Source organism: Kitasatospora aureofaciens, assembly GCF_019192735.1.
In the GTDB taxonomy this organism is placed as follows: domain Bacteria; phylum Actinomycetota; class Actinomycetes; order Streptomycetales; family Streptomycetaceae; genus Kitasatospora; species Kitasatospora aureofaciens_A.
This window is the reverse complement of record NZ_JAHTKP010000027.1, coordinates 48,282-64,312: the sequence shown is the minus strand read 5'-3', so window position 1 is coordinate 64,312 and position 16,031 is coordinate 48,282. Positions and strand designations below refer to the sequence as shown.

General features: G+C 71.1%; 22 protein-coding genes and 1 pseudogene. 15 read left to right on the top strand and 8 right to left on the bottom strand.

The window, feature by feature from the left end; genetic code table 11:
• Nucleotides 1-36: 36 nt before the first annotated feature.
• On the top strand, nt 37-681 hold the full coding sequence (locus tag KV557_RS24280) for a TetR/AcrR family transcriptional regulator (protein WP_218203582.1): 645 nt from the start codon (nt 37-39) through the stop codon (nt 679-681).
• Nucleotides 682-754: 73 nt separating this feature from the next.
• Here KV557_RS24280 and KV557_RS24275 read toward each other — a convergent pair whose 3' ends face one another.
• Nucleotides 755-1,144, bottom strand: coding sequence for a nuclear transport factor 2 family protein (locus KV557_RS24275; protein WP_218203581.1), 390 nt, complete (start codon nt 1,142-1,144; stop codon nt 755-757).
• Complete coding sequence (locus KV557_RS24270) at nt 1,141-2,334, bottom strand: MFS transporter (RefSeq protein ID WP_256177881.1); 1,194 nt, start codon at nt 2,332-2,334, stop codon at nt 1,141-1,143. Before KV557_RS24270 ends, KV557_RS24275 begins: the two co-directional genes overlap by 4 nt.
• 147 nt (nt 2,335-2,481) lie before the next feature.
• On the opposite strand from KV557_RS24270, the gene KV557_RS24265 reads away from it, so the two are divergent.
• From KV557_RS24265 to KV557_RS24255, 3 genes are all read left to right on the top strand, one after another.
• Complete coding sequence (locus tag KV557_RS24265; protein ID WP_218203579.1) at nt 2,482-3,075, top strand: TetR family transcriptional regulator; 594 nt, start codon at nt 2,482-2,484, stop codon at nt 3,073-3,075.
• 79 nt (nt 3,076-3,154) lie between these two features.
• Complete coding sequence (locus KV557_RS24260; protein WP_218203578.1) at nt 3,155-3,334, top strand: hypothetical protein; 180 nt, start codon at nt 3,155-3,157, stop codon at nt 3,332-3,334.
• Nucleotides 3,331-3,834 (top strand): hypothetical protein, encoded by a 504-nt coding sequence (locus KV557_RS24255; RefSeq protein WP_218203577.1) that lies wholly within the window; start codon nt 3,331-3,333, stop codon nt 3,832-3,834. The genes KV557_RS24260 and KV557_RS24255 overlap by 4 nt, the downstream gene beginning before the upstream one ends.
• Nucleotides 3,835-3,846: 12 nt before the next feature.
• On the opposite strand, the gene KV557_RS24250 is transcribed toward KV557_RS24255, so the two are convergent.
• From KV557_RS24250 to KV557_RS24240, 3 genes are all read right to left on the bottom strand, one after another.
• The gene (locus tag KV557_RS24250; protein ID WP_218203576.1) at nt 3,847-4,899 is read right to left on the bottom strand and encodes a DNA polymerase IV; all 1,053 of its coding nucleotides are present in this window, start codon (nt 4,897-4,899) and stop codon (nt 3,847-3,849) included.
• 9 nt (nt 4,900-4,908) lie between these two features.
• On the bottom strand, nt 4,909-5,445 hold the full coding sequence (locus KV557_RS24245) for an NUDIX hydrolase family protein (protein ID WP_218203575.1): 537 nt from the start codon (nt 5,443-5,445) through the stop codon (nt 4,909-4,911).
• 474 nt (nt 5,446-5,919) lie between these two features.
• Complete coding sequence (locus KV557_RS24240; protein WP_218203574.1) at nt 5,920-6,333, bottom strand: ArsI/CadI family heavy metal resistance metalloenzyme; 414 nt, start codon at nt 6,331-6,333, stop codon at nt 5,920-5,922.
• Between the two features lie 88 nt (nt 6,334-6,421).
• On the opposite strand from KV557_RS24240, the gene KV557_RS24235 reads away from it, so the two are divergent.
• Genes KV557_RS24235 through KV557_RS24225 form a run of 3 tightly spaced genes read left to right on the top strand, consistent with a single transcriptional unit; the run spans nt 6,422 to nt 8,036 of the window.
• Nucleotides 6,422-6,790, top strand: coding sequence for an ArsR/SmtB family transcription factor (locus KV557_RS24235; protein WP_218203573.1), 369 nt, complete (start codon nt 6,422-6,424; stop codon nt 6,788-6,790).
• A complete protein-coding gene (locus KV557_RS24230; RefSeq protein WP_218203572.1) occupies nt 6,787-7,530 on the top strand; it encodes an aquaporin in 744 nt (247 codons plus the stop codon). The genes KV557_RS24235 and KV557_RS24230 overlap by 4 nt, the downstream gene beginning before the upstream one ends.
• On the top strand, nt 7,527-8,036 hold the full coding sequence (locus KV557_RS24225) for an arsenate reductase ArsC (RefSeq protein WP_256177880.1): 510 nt from the start codon (nt 7,527-7,529) through the stop codon (nt 8,034-8,036). The genes KV557_RS24230 and KV557_RS24225 overlap by 4 nt, the downstream gene beginning before the upstream one ends.
• Here KV557_RS24225 and KV557_RS24220 read toward each other — a convergent pair.
• The gene (locus KV557_RS24220; RefSeq protein WP_218203570.1) at nt 8,006-8,662 is read right to left on the bottom strand and encodes a response regulator; all 657 of its coding nucleotides are present in this window, start codon (nt 8,660-8,662) and stop codon (nt 8,006-8,008) included. The two genes, KV557_RS24225 and KV557_RS24220, sit on opposite strands and share 31 nt — an antisense overlap.
• A gap of 107 nt (nt 8,663-8,769) precedes the next feature.
• Here KV557_RS24220 and KV557_RS24215 point away from each other — a divergent pair, with 107 nt between their 5' ends.
• The 3 genes from KV557_RS24215 (at nt 8,770) to KV557_RS24205 (ending at nt 10,791) form a co-directional block, all read left to right on the top strand.
• Nucleotides 8,770-9,234 (top strand): hypothetical protein, encoded by a 465-nt coding sequence (locus tag KV557_RS24215; protein WP_218203569.1) that lies wholly within the window; start codon nt 8,770-8,772, stop codon nt 9,232-9,234.
• 91 nt (nt 9,235-9,325) lie between these two features.
• Nucleotides 9,326-9,910 carry a TetR/AcrR family transcriptional regulator gene (locus KV557_RS24210; protein WP_218203568.1) on the top strand — a complete coding sequence of 195 codons (585 nt, stop codon included), beginning with the start codon at nt 9,326-9,328 and terminating at the stop codon, nt 9,908-9,910.
• 95 nt (nt 9,911-10,005) lie between these two features.
• Entirely contained in the window at nt 10,006-10,791 is a 786-nt protein-coding gene (locus KV557_RS24205; RefSeq protein ID WP_218203567.1) for an SDR family NAD(P)-dependent oxidoreductase, read from the top strand.
• A gap of 887 nt (nt 10,792-11,678) precedes the next feature.
• Here KV557_RS24205 and KV557_RS44540 read toward each other — a convergent pair.
• Entirely contained in the window at nt 11,679-11,822 is a 144-nt protein-coding gene (locus tag KV557_RS44540; protein ID WP_308130054.1) for a hypothetical protein, read from the bottom strand.
• Here KV557_RS44540 and KV557_RS24195 point away from each other — a divergent pair.
• From KV557_RS24195 to KV557_RS24175, 5 genes and pseudogenes are all read left to right on the top strand, one after another.
• The gene (locus tag KV557_RS24195) at nt 11,767-12,723 is read left to right on the top strand and encodes an ice-binding family protein (protein ID WP_308130053.1); all 957 of its coding nucleotides are present in this window, start codon (nt 11,767-11,769) and stop codon (nt 12,721-12,723) included. The two genes, KV557_RS44540 and KV557_RS24195, sit on opposite strands and share 56 nt — an antisense overlap.
• 63 nt (nt 12,724-12,786) lie before the next feature.
• Entirely contained in the window at nt 12,787-13,635 is an 849-nt protein-coding gene (locus KV557_RS24190; RefSeq protein WP_308130047.1) for a DUF5819 family protein, read from the top strand.
• Complete coding sequence (locus KV557_RS24185; RefSeq protein WP_218203565.1) at nt 13,625-14,761, top strand: HTTM domain-containing protein; 1,137 nt, start codon at nt 13,625-13,627, stop codon at nt 14,759-14,761. The genes KV557_RS24190 and KV557_RS24185 overlap by 11 nt, the downstream gene beginning before the upstream one ends.
• 33 nt (nt 14,762-14,794) lie before the next feature.
• Nucleotides 14,795-15,166 (top strand): thiol-disulfide oxidoreductase DCC family protein, encoded by a 372-nt coding sequence (locus KV557_RS24180; protein ID WP_218203564.1) that lies wholly within the window; start codon nt 14,795-14,797, stop codon nt 15,164-15,166.
• 165 nt (nt 15,167-15,331) lie between these two features.
• Nucleotides 15,332-15,502 (top strand): annotated as a pseudogene (locus tag KV557_RS24175) (IS21 family transposase); the annotation flags it as partial.
• 43 nt (nt 15,503-15,545) lie between these two features.
• On the opposite strand, the gene KV557_RS24170 reads toward KV557_RS24175, so the two are convergent.
• Complete coding sequence (locus KV557_RS24170) at nt 15,546-15,755, bottom strand: hypothetical protein (protein WP_218203563.1); 210 nt, start codon at nt 15,753-15,755, stop codon at nt 15,546-15,548.
• Between the last annotated feature and the right edge of the window lie 276 nt (nt 15,756-16,031).

Below are 16,031 nucleotides of genomic sequence, written 5' to 3'. Positions count from 1 at the left end.
AAGTAGTACCCGGATACGAAGAAGGGAGGGCCGACCGTGCCCCGAGCGTCACGAGCCGAGGCCCAGCAGCACCGGCAGCAGGTCATCGACCACACTTCCCGGCTGATCCGCGAGAAGGGGGCCGACCAGGTCAGCGTCCCCCAGGCGATGGCCGCCGCGGGGCTGACGCACGGCGGCTTCTACCGCCACTTCTCCTCCAAGGACGATCTGATCGCCCAGGCCCTCCTGGCCGCCTTCACCGAACGCCGCCAGGCCATGGACCGGCTCGTCGACCAGGAGCGGGAGCAGGACCGGGAGCAGGATTCGGGCCAGGGCCAGGCTGATCGGTCGGCCCGCGCGGAGTACCTGGCGCGCTACCTGTCGACCCTCCACCTGGACCGCCCCGGCGACGGCTGCCCGGCCGTCACGCTCGCCGCCGACGCCGCCCGCGCCGAGCCCGGCGCTCCGATCCGTACCGCCTTCACCGACGGGCTGCGCGATCTCGTCGACGGCTTCCAGCAGCTGACCGACGGAGCCGACGCCGAAACGGACCGAGGCACCGCCCTCGTCGAACTCTCCACCCTCGTCGGCGCCGTCCTCCTCGCCCGCGCGACCGACGACGCCGACCTCTCCCACGAGATCCTCGACTCCGCGCGCCGGTACTTCGGCGTCCCCGACAGCCCGGACCCCGCCGGCATGTAAAAGGCCGCTCCCACCGTCCGGTGGAAGCGGCCTGTGATCCGCGCTCGGCGCAGCCCCCGGGCGCTCCGGGTGCTCAGCCGGTGAGCTGGGCTTCGAAGATGGCGCGGTTGAAGTACGCCTTGACCTCCTGGATGAGGCCGGCCTCGTCCAGTTCGTAGATGTTGATGCCCGACCAGTTGACCGGGGTCCCGCCCAGGGTGACGGCGGCGCCGCGCCAGGAAACGGCGACCTGGCGGCCGACGGTGTGCGCCTCGATCGGGGTCAGCCCGAGGAAGGGCCGGAAGTTGGGCAGGACGGACGCGATGAAGGCGTGGATCGCGGGGCGTCCGATGATGGGCGGGGTGCCGACCGGGTCGTGGAAGACGCCGTTCTCGGCGAACGCGCCGGCCCAGGCGTCGACGTCGCCCTGCTGGGAGGCGCGGAAGAACTGGAGGACGGACAGGGGCATGGCGGGGAACGTCATGGCAGATCCTTCAAGGAGTTGGAGTCAACTGACGTGGAGTGGTGGAGCGTTGGGGATGCCGGCCGCGCGGCGCGGTGGGCAGTGAGCGCGAGGACCGCCGCGAGGGCGAGGAGTGCGCACACGCCCGGCCAGCCCCACCGGGCGTAGGCGCGGACACCGAGCCAGGACCCGGCGCTGCCGCCGAGGAACGAGCAGGTCATGTACGCCGTGTTCAGGCGGCTGCGGGCCTCGGGGCGCAGGGCGAAGATGCGGGCCTGGTTGGCGACCTGGCTGCACTGGATCGCCACGTCGAGCAGCAGCAGCCCGCCCGCCAGGGCCGCCAGCCCCACCGCGCCGCCCACGGCGCCGGCGGCAAGCACCGCCGCTGCGGCGAGGGTCGCGAGGATGCACCAGAGGTTGACCCTGTCGGCGCCGTACCGGTCCACGCGGCGCCCGGCCGCCGGGGCGCAGAACATGCTGGCCGCGCCGATCAGGGCCAGCACCCCGACCGCCTGGGCGTTCATGCGGTAGTGGGGGCCGGTGAGCAGCAGGGCGAGCGCGGTCCAGGCGGCGCTGAAGCCGCCGAACAGGGTGGCCTGGTACAGCGCCGAGCGGCGCAGGTCCGCCTCGGTGCGCAGCATCCGCACGGTGGCGGCGAGCAGCGACCGGTAGCGGTCGCGTACCGCCGGGGTGGTGGCGGGCAGGGCGGTTCCGAGCACCACGGCGAGCAGCGCGGTCAGGCCGGCGGCGACCAAGTAGGGGGCGCGCCAGCCGAGTTGCTCCCCGAGGACCCCGCCGAAGGTGCGGGCGAGCAGGATCCCGCCGATCAGTCCGCCCTGCAGGGTGCCGATGACGCTGCCCTGCCGGCCCGGTGAGGCCAGGCCGGCCGCGAGGGGCAGCAGCAGCTGCGGCACGACGGTGGCCGCGCCGACGACCGCGCTCGCCGCCAGCAGTGCGCTGGCGCCCGGGGCAAGTCCAGCCGCCAACAGGGCGCAGCTCGTGACGGCGAGCAGCACCGTGATCAGCGGGCGGCGCGGGAGCCGGTCGCCGAGCGGCACGAGCAGGAAGATCCCGGCGGCGTAGCCGAGTTGGGTCAGGGTCGCCACCGTCGCCGCCGCGTCCGGGGCGATGCCCAACCCGTCGGCGATGAGCGGGGTGACGGCCTGCGGGAAGTACACGTTCGCCACGCTGACGCCGCAGGCCAGCGCCATGAGGAGCGGCAGCCTGCCGGATACGGCGGGTGGATCTACTCGGGGCATCATGAACTCCAACCGAACGAACTAGATGGTTCGAATCTGTGGAGAGCGTCGCAGACCGTTGCCCGCCCGTCAAACGAACTGGTTCGTTAACATCGCCCTATGGCCTACGACTCGACCGCAACCAAGGAACGGATCCTCGCGGCGGCGACCGCCGAATTCGCCGCCCACGGCGTCGCGGGCGCGCGCGTGGACCGCATCGCCACCCAGGCCCAGGCCAACAAGCGCGCGATCTACGACTACTTCGGCGACAAGAACAAGCTCTTCGCCGCCGTCCTCGAACACCTCATGGCGGACCTCGCCCGGGCCGTCCCGCCCGGCGACGACGACCTGCCCGCCTACGCCGAACGGCTCTTCGACTACCACCGCGCGCACCCCGAGGCCCTGCGCCTCCTCATGTGGGAAGCCCTCGAACTCGGCGACCAGCCCGTCCCCGGCGAACAGGCCCGCACCCGCCACTACGAGGACAAGCTCCGCGCAGCAGCCGGCGCAGCGGACGCCGAGGCAGCGGACGTCGACGACGACGCCCGCACCCGGCTCTTCTTCACCCTCGGCCTGGTCGGCTGGACCCTCGCCATGCCGCAACTCCGCCGCATGATCCTCGGCGCCGACCTCCCCCTCGACCACCTCCGCCCCGCCATCGCCCAAGCGGTCCAGGGCCTCGCCGTACCCGTGACCCCCGCCGCGGAGGAGTAACCCACCGGGCCATCACGGTCCACCGGCACCCGGCCGGGACCCGTCGACACAGCTACGCCGACGCCGTCGACTACGCACCTTGTGGTCCGGCCCGGACACCCACCAGCGTTACACCGCCCGGGACTTGCCCGCGCTGCGCTCCCGCGCGAACCTCGCCGCCGACGTCCGCGCGCTCACCGGCCACGTCCTGCCGCTCGAACCGGACTGGCGGGTCCTGCCCGAACGCCCGCACCGCGCGCCGGGCATCATGGCCTCATGACGACCCAGATCCCCGACGACGGCCCACTGCGCGCCCTGGCCGACGGCCACCACGCCCGTACCGTCCACCCCTTGGGCACCGCCGAGGCGGCCGGACACCTCGTCAAGCACTACGCGATCGAGGCCCCCGGCCGCACCGTCACCACCCGGGACGCCGAGGCCGCCCTGCGGATCGCCGCCGACCACCTCGCCTCCGCCCACCTGCGCGGATCCCTCGGACTCGCCGTCCTCCTGACCCACGCGGGCGCCGACGGCGACTACGTCCTCGTCCACACCTGGATCGAGGGCTACATGTCCGACCTCGCGATCTTCACCGGCCCGGCCGGCGACCCCGCCCAGCTGCGCCCGGGCCGCTCGGGGCTCGCCCCGTGCGTCTGGGAGGCGGCGGTCCTCGCCCACGAACGGGACGCCTTCAGCCGCCACGTCCTGGACGGCACGGGCCCGATCGACGCACGGCTGGCGACCTGGCGCGGGGACGTCCTGGAGGGCGAGGTCCGATGATGACCGCCTGACCTACCCGTCGCCGAACTCGGCCCGCACGCCGAGCAGTCGGACCGGCCGGTCCCGCTCGAAGCGCTCCAGCGCCGTCAGGGCGGCGCGGGTGATCTCGCCCTCGTCGCTCGTCGGCGCCGGCAGGGTGACGCTGTGCGTGTGCGTGAGGAACGGCGCGAGGCGGACCTTCACCGTGACGCGGACGGCCGGGCGGCCCTCGTCCGCGACGTCCCGGGCCACCCGCCGGGCCAGTTCGGCGACGTGCCGTTCGATCTCGGCGCGGTCCACCAGGTCGTGCTGGAAGGTGGTCTCGCGGCTGTGCGAGCGCGCGACGTGCGGCGCCGCGGTGACCTCGGCGTCACCGGCGCCGTGCGCGAGCAGCCGGTACCAGGGCCCCATCACCGGGCCGAACCGCGCGGCCAGTTCCTCCGGGTCGGCGGCGGCGAGCTGGGCGACCGTCCCGATCCCGGCCGCGGCCAGCTTCCGGGCGGTCTTGGCGCCGATGCCCCAGAGCGCGTCCGTCGGGCGCTCGGCCATGACGGCCGCCCAGTTGTCGCGGGTGAGCCGGAAGGCCTGCCCGGCGGGCGGTCCGCCGGGGGCGGTCGGCTTGGCGAAGCCGGTGGCCAGCTTGGCGCGCAGCCGGTTGTCCCCGATGCCCACCGAGCACCGGAGGCCCGTCTCCTCCCATACCGCCGCGCGGATCCCGGCGGCGAGCGCCTCGGGGTCGTCGGTGCGCGCCCCGACGAAGGCCTCGTCCCAGCCGAGCGGCTCCACCACGACCGGGAACCGGCGCAGCGTGTCCATGAACCGCCCCGAGACCTCCCGGTAGACCGGCGCGTCCACGGGCAGGAACACCGCGTCCGGACACCGCCGGGCCGCCACGCGCAGCGGCATGCCGGACCGGATCCCGTACGTGCGCGCCTCGTACGAGGCGGTGGACACCACCCCGCGCTCGGTCGGATCCCCGGTGCCGCCGACCACAACCGGCCTGCCGCGCAGCTCCGGCCGCCGCGCGACCTCGACCGCCGCGATGAACTGGTCGAGGTCGACGTGGAGCACCCAGTCGGCCGACACGGGCTGCCGTCAGCCCAGGCAGCCGACGTGCGCGAGCGCCCGCTTGAGCAGCACCCCCTGCCCGCCGGGCATTTCCTGCTGCACCAGCGGCGACGCGGCCTCCTCCGGGCTGAACCAGACGAGGTCGAGGGCGTCCTGCCGCGGCCGGCAGTCGCCGGCCACCGGCACGATGTAGGCGAGGGACACCGCGTGCTGCCGGGGGTCGTGGAACTCGGTGATCCCCAGGGTCGGGAAGTACTCCGCAACGGTGAACGGCTGCAACGAGGCGGGGATCCGCGGCAGCGCCACCGGCCCGAGGTCCTTCTCCAGGTGCCGCAGCAGCGCGTCCCGGATCCGCTCGTGGTGCAGCACCCGTCCGGACACCAGCGTGCGGCTGACCGTCCCGTCCGGCCCGATCCGCAGCAGCAGCCCGACCTGGGTGACCTCCCCCGCGTCATCCACCCGCACCGGCACGGCCTCGACGTACAGGATCGGCATCTGCGCCCGCGTGGTTTCGAGCTCCTCGGGCGCGAGCCAGCCGGGCGCGGTTTCCGTGATGTCAGCCATTGCTCGATCGTACGTTCCGGGGCCCGCCGATCGCCGGTCGCCCCGCCAGCAGAATCGGTTCTGCTCTCCCTCACCCCGTGCCGTCGTGCCGGTTCGGCGCCGGCCCGGCCTGGTCCCGTCGGGTGAGCGTGGCGTTTGGCCGCCTGAGCGGCCGGGTAGGCCTTGCAGATGGCGTTCAACAGCGCACGGGCGAGGGCTAGTTGGGCGACGGCCTCGTCGTCGCCGGGGTCGGCTGGGAGGACGCTGCACTGGGAATTGTCGGCCCGGATCCGGGTGAACTGCTAGGCGGCCAGTGCGGTTTGGCCGCGCCCCAGCAGGCCGGGCACGGGCAGTGGGCTCCCCGCAGGGCACCGGGTCCCCGCCCGCACCACCCGGCGCCAACCTCGGCTGCTGACAGGCCATTTGTGGGCGCCGCACCGCCACGCCCACAAACGCAGGTGCCGCTCTCCCCCACGGGAGGAGGGCGGCATTGGCCTACTCGGGTGCGATGGCGCAGCACACGCCGCCCTCGCACCCGGCCGGGGCATCGGCCTTGACGACGTAGACCTCCCAGGGCTCCCGGCCGGGTCCGTGGACCCAGACCTTGTCCTGCAGGGCGTAGCAGCAGGTGATGTCGTTCTCCTCGACCGTCGCCAGTCCGGCGTCGGCCAGGCGCGACGTCGCCGCGGCGACCTGCTCGGCGGTCCCGACCTCGACGCCCAGGTGGTCGAGCCGGGTGTCCTCGCCCGGCGCGCCCTCGACGAGGACGAGCTTGAGCAGGGGATCGGCGATGGCGAAGTTCGCGTAGCCGGGCCGGCGCTTGGCCGGCTCGGTGCCGAAGAGCTTGGCGTAGAAGGCGATCGAGCCTTCGAGGTCGGCGACGCGCAGGGCGAGCTGAACGCGGGACATGGCAGTCTCCCCGGTCCGGATCCTTGATTCGACGGCTGTCGATACAGTCGACGTTGCCACCTGCATAGATGGATGTCAACATAGATGTATGTCGAATCTGGAACTGCCGGTGCTCGACCAGGACGACGCGGCCGCATGCTGCTCGCCGATGGTCCGCGAGCCGCTGGGCGAAGAGGCCGCCGTCGACCTGGCGAGGATGTTCAAGGCCCTGTCGGACCCGGTCCGGCTGCGGCTGCTGTCGCTGATCGCCTCGCACGAAGGCGGCGAGGCCTGCGTCTGCGACCTGACCGGCCCGTTCGACGTGTCCCAGCCGACGATCTCCCACCACCTGAAGGTGCTGCGCGAGGCCGGGCTGGTCGACTCCGAGCGCCGCGGGACCTGGGTCTACTACTGGGTGCTGCCCACCGCGCTGGCCCGCCTCTCCTCCCTCCTGCAGGCCCCGGCGGCCGCGAGATGACCGAGCTCGCCCCGCTCGGCCGTCGGGCGGCCGTGGAGTTCGTCGGGACCGGTGCACTGGTCGCGATCGTGGTCGGCTCCGGCATCCAGGCCACCAGGCTCTCGTCGGACGTCGGCGTGCAGTTGCTGGCCAACTCGCTGGCGACCGTCCTCGGCCTCGGCGTACTGATCGCCCTGCTGGGCCCCGTCTCCGGCGCGCACCTCAACCCGGCCGTCACGCTGGCCGCCTGGTGGACCCGGCGCCGCGGCGGTGACGGCCCGAGCCTGCGCGAGACCGTGGCCTACGTCCCGGCCCAGTTCGCCGGGGCGATCGGCGGCGCGGTGCTGGCCGACGCGATGTTCGCCGAGCCGCTGGTGCGCTGGTCCGGCCATGACCGCTGGTCGCCGCATCTGTGGCTGGGCGAGGCCGTCGCAACCGCCGGCCTCGTCCTGCTGGTCCTCGGCCTCGCCCGGACCGGCCGTGCGCACGTCGCGCCGGTCTCGGTCGCCGCCTTCATCGGCTCGGCGTACTGGTTCACGTCCTCGACCAGCTTCGCGAACCCGGCGGTGACCGTCGGCCGCGCCTTCACCGACACCTTCGCCGGCATCGCCCCCGCCTCCGTCCTGCCGTTCGTCGCCGCCCAGCTCGTCGGCCTCGCGGCCGGTGTCGCGCTGGTCACCGCGCTGTTCGGCCGCCGGTCGCCCGCCGACGAGGACGTCGTCGTCCCGCACGGCGACCACCACTCCGCCCCCGTTTCATGACCGAGGACCTCACCGTGAGCAGTTCCGCCGTCCCCTCCGTGCTGTTCGTCTGCGTGCACAACGCCGGCCGCTCCCAGATGGCCGCCGCATTCCTCTCCAGCCTCGGCGGCGACCGGGTCGAGGTCCGTTCGGCCGGCTCCGCCCCCGCCGCGACCGTGAACCCGGCCGTGGTCGATGCCATGCACGAGGTCGGCATCGACATCTCCGCCGAGACGCCGAAGGTCCTCACCACCGAGGCGGTCCGGGCCTCCGACGTGGTGATCACCATGGGCTGCGGGGACGCCTGCCCGTTCTTCCCCGGCAAGCGGTACCTGGACTGGAAGCTCGCGGACCCGGCAGGCCAGGGGGTCGAGGCCGTCCGCCCGATCCGCGACGAGATCGAGCGGCACGTTCGCGACCTGCTCGCCGACCTCGGCATCGAGCCCCGGGCATTGCCTCCTCGGACGCCGCTCCGGACGGCCCGACCCCACCGCCGTCAGCCCGGCACGATCAGCCCGCTCTCGTAGGCCACGATGACCAGTTGGGCCCGGTCCCGGGCATCGAGCTTGGCCAGCAGCCGCCCGACGTGGGTCTTGACCGTCGCCAGGCTGAGGACCAGGCGGTCGGCGATCTCCTGGTTGGACAGTCCGCGTCCGACGAGTTCGAGCACCTCCTGCTCCCGGCCGGTGATCGCCGTGAGCCCCGCGGTCGGGCGGCGCTGCCCCAACTCGGGCATCCGGGCGAACTCCTCGATGAGTCGCTTGGTGATCCCGGGCGCCAGCAGCGCCTCGCCTCCCGCGATCACCCGGATCGCCGCGACCAGTTCGGCCGGCGGGGTGTCCTTCAGGAGGAAGCCGCTCGCTCCGGCGCGCAGGGCGCCGTAGACGTACTCGTCGAGGTCGAACGTCGTCAGGACGAGCACCCGCACGGACGCGTGCGCCGCGACGATCCGACGGGTGGCCTCCAGCCCGTCGAGCTCCGGCATCCGGATGTCCATGAGCACGACGTCGGGCAGCTCCCGCGCGGCGAGCTCGACCGCCTGGCTCCCGTCCGCGGCCTCGCCGACCGCGGTCATGTCGGACTGCGAGTCGAGCAGAAGGCGCAGACTCCCGCGCAGCAGCGTCTGGTCGTCGGCGATCAGCACCCGGATCACGACCGCTCCTCCAGCGGGATCCGGGCGCTGACCCTGAAGCCTCCGCCGGGCAGCGACCCGGCCGGCTGATCCAGACGACGTTCGCGACGGCGCCCCAGCGGAGGAAGGTGCTGCTCGCCAAGGTCACGGTCACCACGGCACTCGCACTGGTCGCGGGCGGGGTCATCCTCGGCGCGTCCTTCCTGATCAGCCAGGCGGTCATGGCCAACGGCCACGGCGGGGTGTCGCTGAGCGATCCGGGCGTCGCGAGGGCGATGGCCTACGCGGTGCTCTACCTGGTGATCGTCACCGTCCTGGCCACCTCCCTGGGCGCGATCATGAGGGCCACCGCCGGCGCGATCGCCGTGCTCTTCACCCTGGTCTTCCTCGTACCCCAGGTCCTGGACCACCTCCCACAGGACCTGCGCCACACCCTCATGCGGTTCGGCCTGCAACGCGCCGCCGCCGGCGCCGTATCGCTCCACCCCGCGGCGGACACCTTCTCCCCGACGGTGTCGATGCTGGTCTGCGCGGCCTACGCGGCCGTCGCGCTCGCACTGGCGCTCTTCCTGATCGGCCGGCGCGACGCCTAGTAGTAGGCAGGGTCGTCGAGCGCGCTGTCGCTCGGCGTACCCGCATCGCCCGTTCTTGACCTCGAGTTCGAGAACGGGTAGCGTCCCTGCCATGGCGCGGCCGAGAGACTTCGATACCGATGTAGTGGTGGAACGCGCGATGCAGGCGTTCTGGACGCTCGGGTACGCCAACACCTCGCCGGCGGCACTGGCGGAGGCCACTGGCGTGGGCAAGGGGAGTCTGTACAACGCGTTCGGCAGCAAGCGCGAGTTGTTCGAGAGGGCGCTCGACCGATACGACCGTCTGGGGGCGGAGTTCACCGCGGAGTTGCTGGCGCGGCCCGGAACAACCCGCGAATGCCTTCGGGCGTTCCTGTACGACAGCGTGGACTCCGACCTCGCCCAACCGATTCGGCGCGGCTGCCTGGCGGTGAACACGGCCGTCGAGCTGGCCGGACACGATCCGGACATCGCTCGCGCGGTGCACCGCGCCGTGGAGCGGACCATGGCCGCCCTGGAAGCGCGGATCGCGCAGGGCGTCCGGAACGGTGACGTGCCCCGCAGCCTCGACCCGCGCGCCACTGCCGAGTACGTGATGAGCACCCTCGCCGGGCTGCGAGTGATGGCCCGCTCCTACGACGCGGCGACGCTGCATCGCATCGTCGACACCGCTCTGGCGATGCTCGGCTCACTCTGACCGACGCCGATCCCCCTACCCGAAGGGCCCCGGGGGGCCCGAGGGGGCATACCCATACCCCAGTTCTAGACCTGTAGGTCAAGAAAGGAAAGCTCATGGATCTCAACCTCGCCGACAAGACCGCCGTCGTTACCGGCGCCAGCCGAGGCATTGGCCTGGCGATCGCCCAGGCACTTGCCAAGGAGGGCGTGCAGGTCGTCGGAGCCGCCCGCACGGTCTCGCCCGAGTTGAAGGCGTGCGCCGCTGTCGCAGTGTCCGCCGACCTGTCCGAACGCGAGGGCGCCGAGTCCGTGGTGGCGGCGGTAGCGGAACTGGGCGGCATCGACATTCTGGTGAACAACGTCGGCGCCGGCGACGTCGATCACTTCAGTCTCGGGGGCTTCCTCGACGCCGACGACGAGCAGTGGCGGCGGCTGTTGAATCTCAATCTGTTCAGTGCGATGTGGACCACTCGCGCAGCGCTGCCGAGCCTGATCGAGCGGCGCGGGGCGATCGTGAACCTCTCCTCGATCAACTCGCGGGTGCCGGCCATCGGTCCGGTCGGCTACAGCGAGGCCAAGGCGGCCCTGACCAACCTGAGCAAGCGGCTGAGCGAAGAGTTCGGACCCCGAGGCGTGCGCGTCAACACCGTCTCCCCCGGGGTGGTCGGAACGCCGCAGTGGCGTGACCCGAACGGTTTCGGCGCCCGCGTCGCAGCTGCTCACGGCGTCGGGCACGAGGAGTTCCTTTCTGCGATCCCGGCACAGTTCCAGATGGCCTCTCCCCGGATCACCGAGCCGGAGGAAGTCGCCGCCCTCATCACCTTCCTCGTCTCCGACGCCGCGGCCAACATCATCGGGGCCGACATCGTGATCGACGGCGGCACCATCAAGACCTCCTGACCTGCTCCTGGGGTGGATGGGCAGAGCATCGCCGACTTCGAGAAGGACCTTCAGAACAATCTGCACAAGGTCTGGAACCGGATGTCGCCGGGCTCCTACTTCCCGCCTCCGGTGCGCGCGGTGGCCATTCCCAATCCGCACGGCGGAGGCGCGAGGATACTCGGCATTCCCGCTGTCTCCGACCGCGTGGCACAGACCGTGGTGGCCCGTCATCTAATGCGGAGGGTGGATCCCATTTTCCATCCGGACAGCTTCGGATACCGGCCCGGACGGTCCGCCCTGGACGCGGTAGGGAAATGCCGGGAGCGGTACTGGAAGCGGGACTGGGTGGTGGAGCTCAACATCGCCAAGTTCCTCATCGTGTGGCGCTGGCCGATGGGGGCTGCGGCCCGCGCACGCGGCTCAGGCCAGAGGAGTGGCGTGCAACGGGCCGCTGGTCCCGGGCACTCGCCTGGATCTGCAGCCACCACGACGACCGCCCCTGACACTCTCCGGTACTGGCTCCGCGAGTACTCGACGGGTCGCTGCCGAAGGGCGGCATAGCCCCGGGCGACTCCCACGAGCGGGGGAACGGGCGCAACGCCGCCCGTCGGCCTGTGCGACTGGCTGCCCGGCGTTCCGGTAGGACAGCCGAGGATATTCGGCTACACCAATGCGTTCATATGGTATTTCGCTGTTGTGTCTGCCATTCTACTGAAGTTCACCGGCATGGATCGTGGCCTAACGTTAAACGCCGGAATCCTCCGGTTCACTCTCTTGCTAAGCGATCGCCGAACAGGGCCTCAGGGCCTGTGGGATCTTACCGACGCCTCCAGATCAGAAGGCCCTCTCGGCTCGATTGCGTAGAGCACCAACTGCCTGTCACGTGTTTCTACGAGAGATTGGGCCTAGATGACACTGAACATCTCCAGTTCGCCATACTGGCGAACGCTATCCGGTTGGATCGCGGCGGTGGCGCTGATCGCCGGCGCCGCCGTGGCGTTGACGCCCGCACGGGCACACGCCGTCGCTTCACCCATTTCCCTGGGCACGGCGAGCAGTTTCGCGGTCCTGGGCGGTCAGTCGGTCAGCAACACTGGTCCTTCCGTGATCACCGGAGACCTCGGGGTGAGCCCCGGGACGGCAGTCAGCGGATTTCCGCCCGGTATGGTGAACGGAACCATCCACTCGGCGGATGCGGTCGCCCTGCAGGCCCAGAGTGACCTGACCGTGGCCTACAACAATGCCGCCAGCCAGGCCAAGGACGCCAGCCTCACCTCGCCGGGAGACCTCGGCGGCCTGACGCTGGTCCCGGGTGTCTACAACGCCTCCTCCTCCATCGGGCTCACCGGAACGCTCACCCTGGACGCGGGTGGGGACCCGAACGCCGTCTGGGTGTTCCAAGTCGGATCGACCCTGACGACCGCTTCCGCCAGCCGGGTGAACCTGATCAATGGCGCTGCACCCTGCAATGTCTTCTGGCAGATCGGAAGCTCCGCCACGCTCGGCACCAACTCCACCTTCGTGGGCAACATCCTGGCCCTCACGTCGATCACCGTGACCACGGGGACGACCATCGACGGTCGGGCCCTGGCCCGGAACGGGTCGGTGACGCTGGACACCAACACGATCACCCGTGAGACGTGCGCCGGCGGGACGACGGGTGGCACGACCGGCGGGACCACCGGCGGCACCACGGGCGGGACCACCGGCGGCACCACCGGCGGGACCACCGGCGGGACCACGGGCGGCACGACCGGCGGCACCACGGGCGGGACCACCGGCGGCACCACGGGCGGGACCACCGGCGGCACGACCGGCGGCACCACCGGCGGCACGACCGGCGGCACCACGGGCGGGACCACGGGCGGCACGACCGGTGGCACGACCGGCGGCACCACCGGCGGGGACAACTGCCCGCCCGAGCCGTGCCCGCCGGACCCGTGCCCGTGACGGTGGCTGCGAGGCGGTCACCCGCTCGGTGAAGGTGGCCTCCAGCGGCACACGACGAATCTCATGCAGATCGTCGCGTGCCGCTTGGGGTCGGCACCGGGCAGGCATTCCGAAGATCACAGCGGCCTGTGTGCGAGGGGAGCAACGAAGATGGAAACGACTGGGCGCGGCACCTTGCCCGGCGCCGTCGGGCCACAGGATGTGGAGGTCCCGTTCTGCGGACTGGTCCACGACCCGGTCACGGCCGGCACGGTGCCGCACGTGCCGCCTTCGGCCGGGGAATCCGGCGGGCCCCCGGGCTTTGCAGGTCTGCCGCGCCCGCTGCGGGCGTCCGTGAGCATCGCTGCGGCCCTGTGTCTGGCGGTCGCTCTCGTCCACGTGGTCATGGTGTTTCTGTACGTCGCCCCTTCGAACGAAGTGTCGCAGCGCTACCGCAAGCAGATCAATGCCTGGATCTACCCGCTGTTCGAGCAGAACTGGCGACTCTTCGCCCCGGATCCGCAATCGGTCACCCAGCAGATTTCCGCGAGGACCCTCCACGTCTCCGCCGACGGCACCCGCCAGGTCAGCGACTGGTTCGACCTGACCGCCGTCGACGATTCCGCCATCAACCACAACGCCTTCCCGAGCCACACCTCCCAGAACATGCTGCGCCGCGCCTGGGACGCCTATGCCGCATCGCACGGAAACGATGATCAATCGAACTCAGAACGAGCGCTGATGCTGCAGAAGTACCTGCGCAACATCGCTGTGGACCGTGTATCCGCCTACCGGCACAGCGCATTCGAGGACATCGAGTTGCGGGTGATCACACGGCCTATCGCCGCCGACACATCAGCCGGCCCCCGTCCGAACACACCGGCCCAGACCAGGTACCTGCCCTGGTGGAAGGTGGCATCCGATGGAAACTGAGCAGGCACCCCGCGTGGCGCCCGCACCGCACCACCCGGCCGCACAGGCCTCGGGTACGCACGCGCAGCGGCTGCTCGATCGCCTCGGAGCGCCGCGCACCGTCCTGACCAGGCCGCCGATCTCCCTCTACGCCGCGGCGGTGCTGCGCATCGGGTACGGGCTGCTCTACCTCGCCCTCCTGCTGAGGGAGTTCCCGCACCGCAACGAAATCTGGGGTCCTGGCTCGCCGTGGACGCCCGCACTGGCCTCCGAGCTGTTCCACCAGACGGACTGGTCCAGCATCCTGACCCTGTCCGACAGCCAGGCGTACTTTGAGGCCTGCTACGCGCTGGCTCTGGTCACCTCCGCACTGTTCATGCTCGGCTGGCACACCCGGGCGGTGTCCGTCCTGTTCGCGATCGTGGTCGCCTCCTTCCACGCCAGGGCCATCTTCATGACGGACGGAGGCGACAACCTCATCCTGCTGATGGCCCTGTACCTGCCCTTCACCGCGTGCGGCCGTCGCTGGTCCCTCGATGCGCGCAGAGCCCGGATCCGATCATCCGCGGGCAATGCCGAACGATCGGCAGGAAGCCGCGGAGCGCGCGACCTGGTGGGACAACTCGGTGACGCGCGAAGGATCTTGACCACGGTGCTGCACAACTGCGGCATGTTCGTCATCGCGGCTCAGGTCTGCTTCCTCTACGGATCCGCAGGGCTGTACAAGGTGCAGGGCGGCTCCTGGGGAAGCGGAACCGCCCTCCACTACGTCCTGAACCTCGATCTGTTCCGGCCGTGGCCCGCGCTGTCGCTCCTGGTGGACAGCCATCCGATGCTGGTCGCCGTCGCGAGCTATGCGACCGTGCTCCTGCAAGTAGCCTTTCCGTTCGTCCTGTTCGGCAGGTACAAGTACCTCGTGCTCATCATGCTCCTCGGCATGCACGTAGGCATCGCGGTTCTCCTGGGACTCCCGGTCTTCTCCGGAGCAATGATCATCGCGGATGCCGTGTTCCTGCCGGACCGCTTCTGGACGTTCTTGGGACACGCCTGTCGGAGCACCCTGCGGCGAACAACCGAAGGCAGGGTGGGGACGTTGTCCACGGCAGAAGCTGCGCCCGTACCTCCGCAGACCGGATCGGCCGGCTGAAGGGCCGGCCCCGCAAGACAGGGACGGCGGAGCATGCCCGACACCATGCCGCCAGTGATCATCTACGACGGCAGCTGCGGCTTCTGTCGCGCAGCCATCCGCTTCCTCATGCCGCGCCTGGCCCTGGCCGGCGTGATCCAACCCTGGCAGAGCGCCGATCTGACGACCTGCGGGCTGACTGAGGGTCAGGCCAGGGCCCGGATGTGGTTCGTCCAGGGCGACCAATGCCACGGCGGTGCCGCCGCCTTCGCGGCCTGGGCCCGGACCGGCAACGCCAGCGCCCGTGCCGCCGGACGCCTGCTGTCGCTGCCTGGAGTCATTCAGATGGCAGCCGGGGCCTACTGGCTCGTCGCCAGGAACCGCCATCGGATCCCTGGGTCCTGGGAGCACACATGCACGCTCTGAGCGCCTCTTGTGCTGGACGCGACAAAATTGCCTGGGCCTGCGACGGGCATCCCACGTGAGTGCGGCCGGGAGTGAGCAGGGCCGTACCCGGCCCCGGCGCTGTGCAACCCTGCGTCCCTGACGCCCTGCTGGCGGCGGCCGTGGCCTGGCTGAACCCGGCCACGGGAGGTGGTGGTCCGCTCGCAGGGAAAGATCCGCGCGGACGTGGTCCACAAGAGGATCGTTGCGATGGGCTTCGCGGGCGGGGAACGCACTGCCCGCCGCACGGTCGCCGAGGCAGAGGCCCAGTTCAGGGCCGGTCGGCGCTGTGTTCACAGGCTTTGGGTGCCCGAGCCGGAGACGTGAGCCCATGCCCCCGGCAAGGCTGGGGGCCTCGTGTCTAGGTAGCGGGCTCGCCCCAGGTGATGCGTTCTACAGCATGCGGCGGGAACGACACCCGAGATCCGTCCTTCTGAGTAACGTGCACCCATCCGCGCTCGTCGATACGGATAATGCCCTCGACCGACTCGCCGAGCGCAACGCCAGGGCTCACGTAGCCCGCCCCATGGGCCAGATGCACTGTTCCGGGGTTCGCTTCAAGGCCTGCCATGACCCGATTGTCCAAGCTCGATCCCGGGCCCGCCACCGGAGCCCTGTCACGCCGCCCACCCGTCCGGCCCCAGAGCCGCCCAAGGGGCCTGCTGTCCAGCTTTGTGCCCTCGTCGGCCCGATAACTGAGCCGTTGCGCCTGTCCTTCCTGAGGGTCCGGGGGCGGCCTGGCCGGGGTGGCACGGTTTCCGTTGAGGAGTCCGCCGACTACTCGGGGGCGCTTGATCGCGGCTGCGAGCATGTGCCGCTGTGCGCGGTCGGACACGTCGGGTTTGTC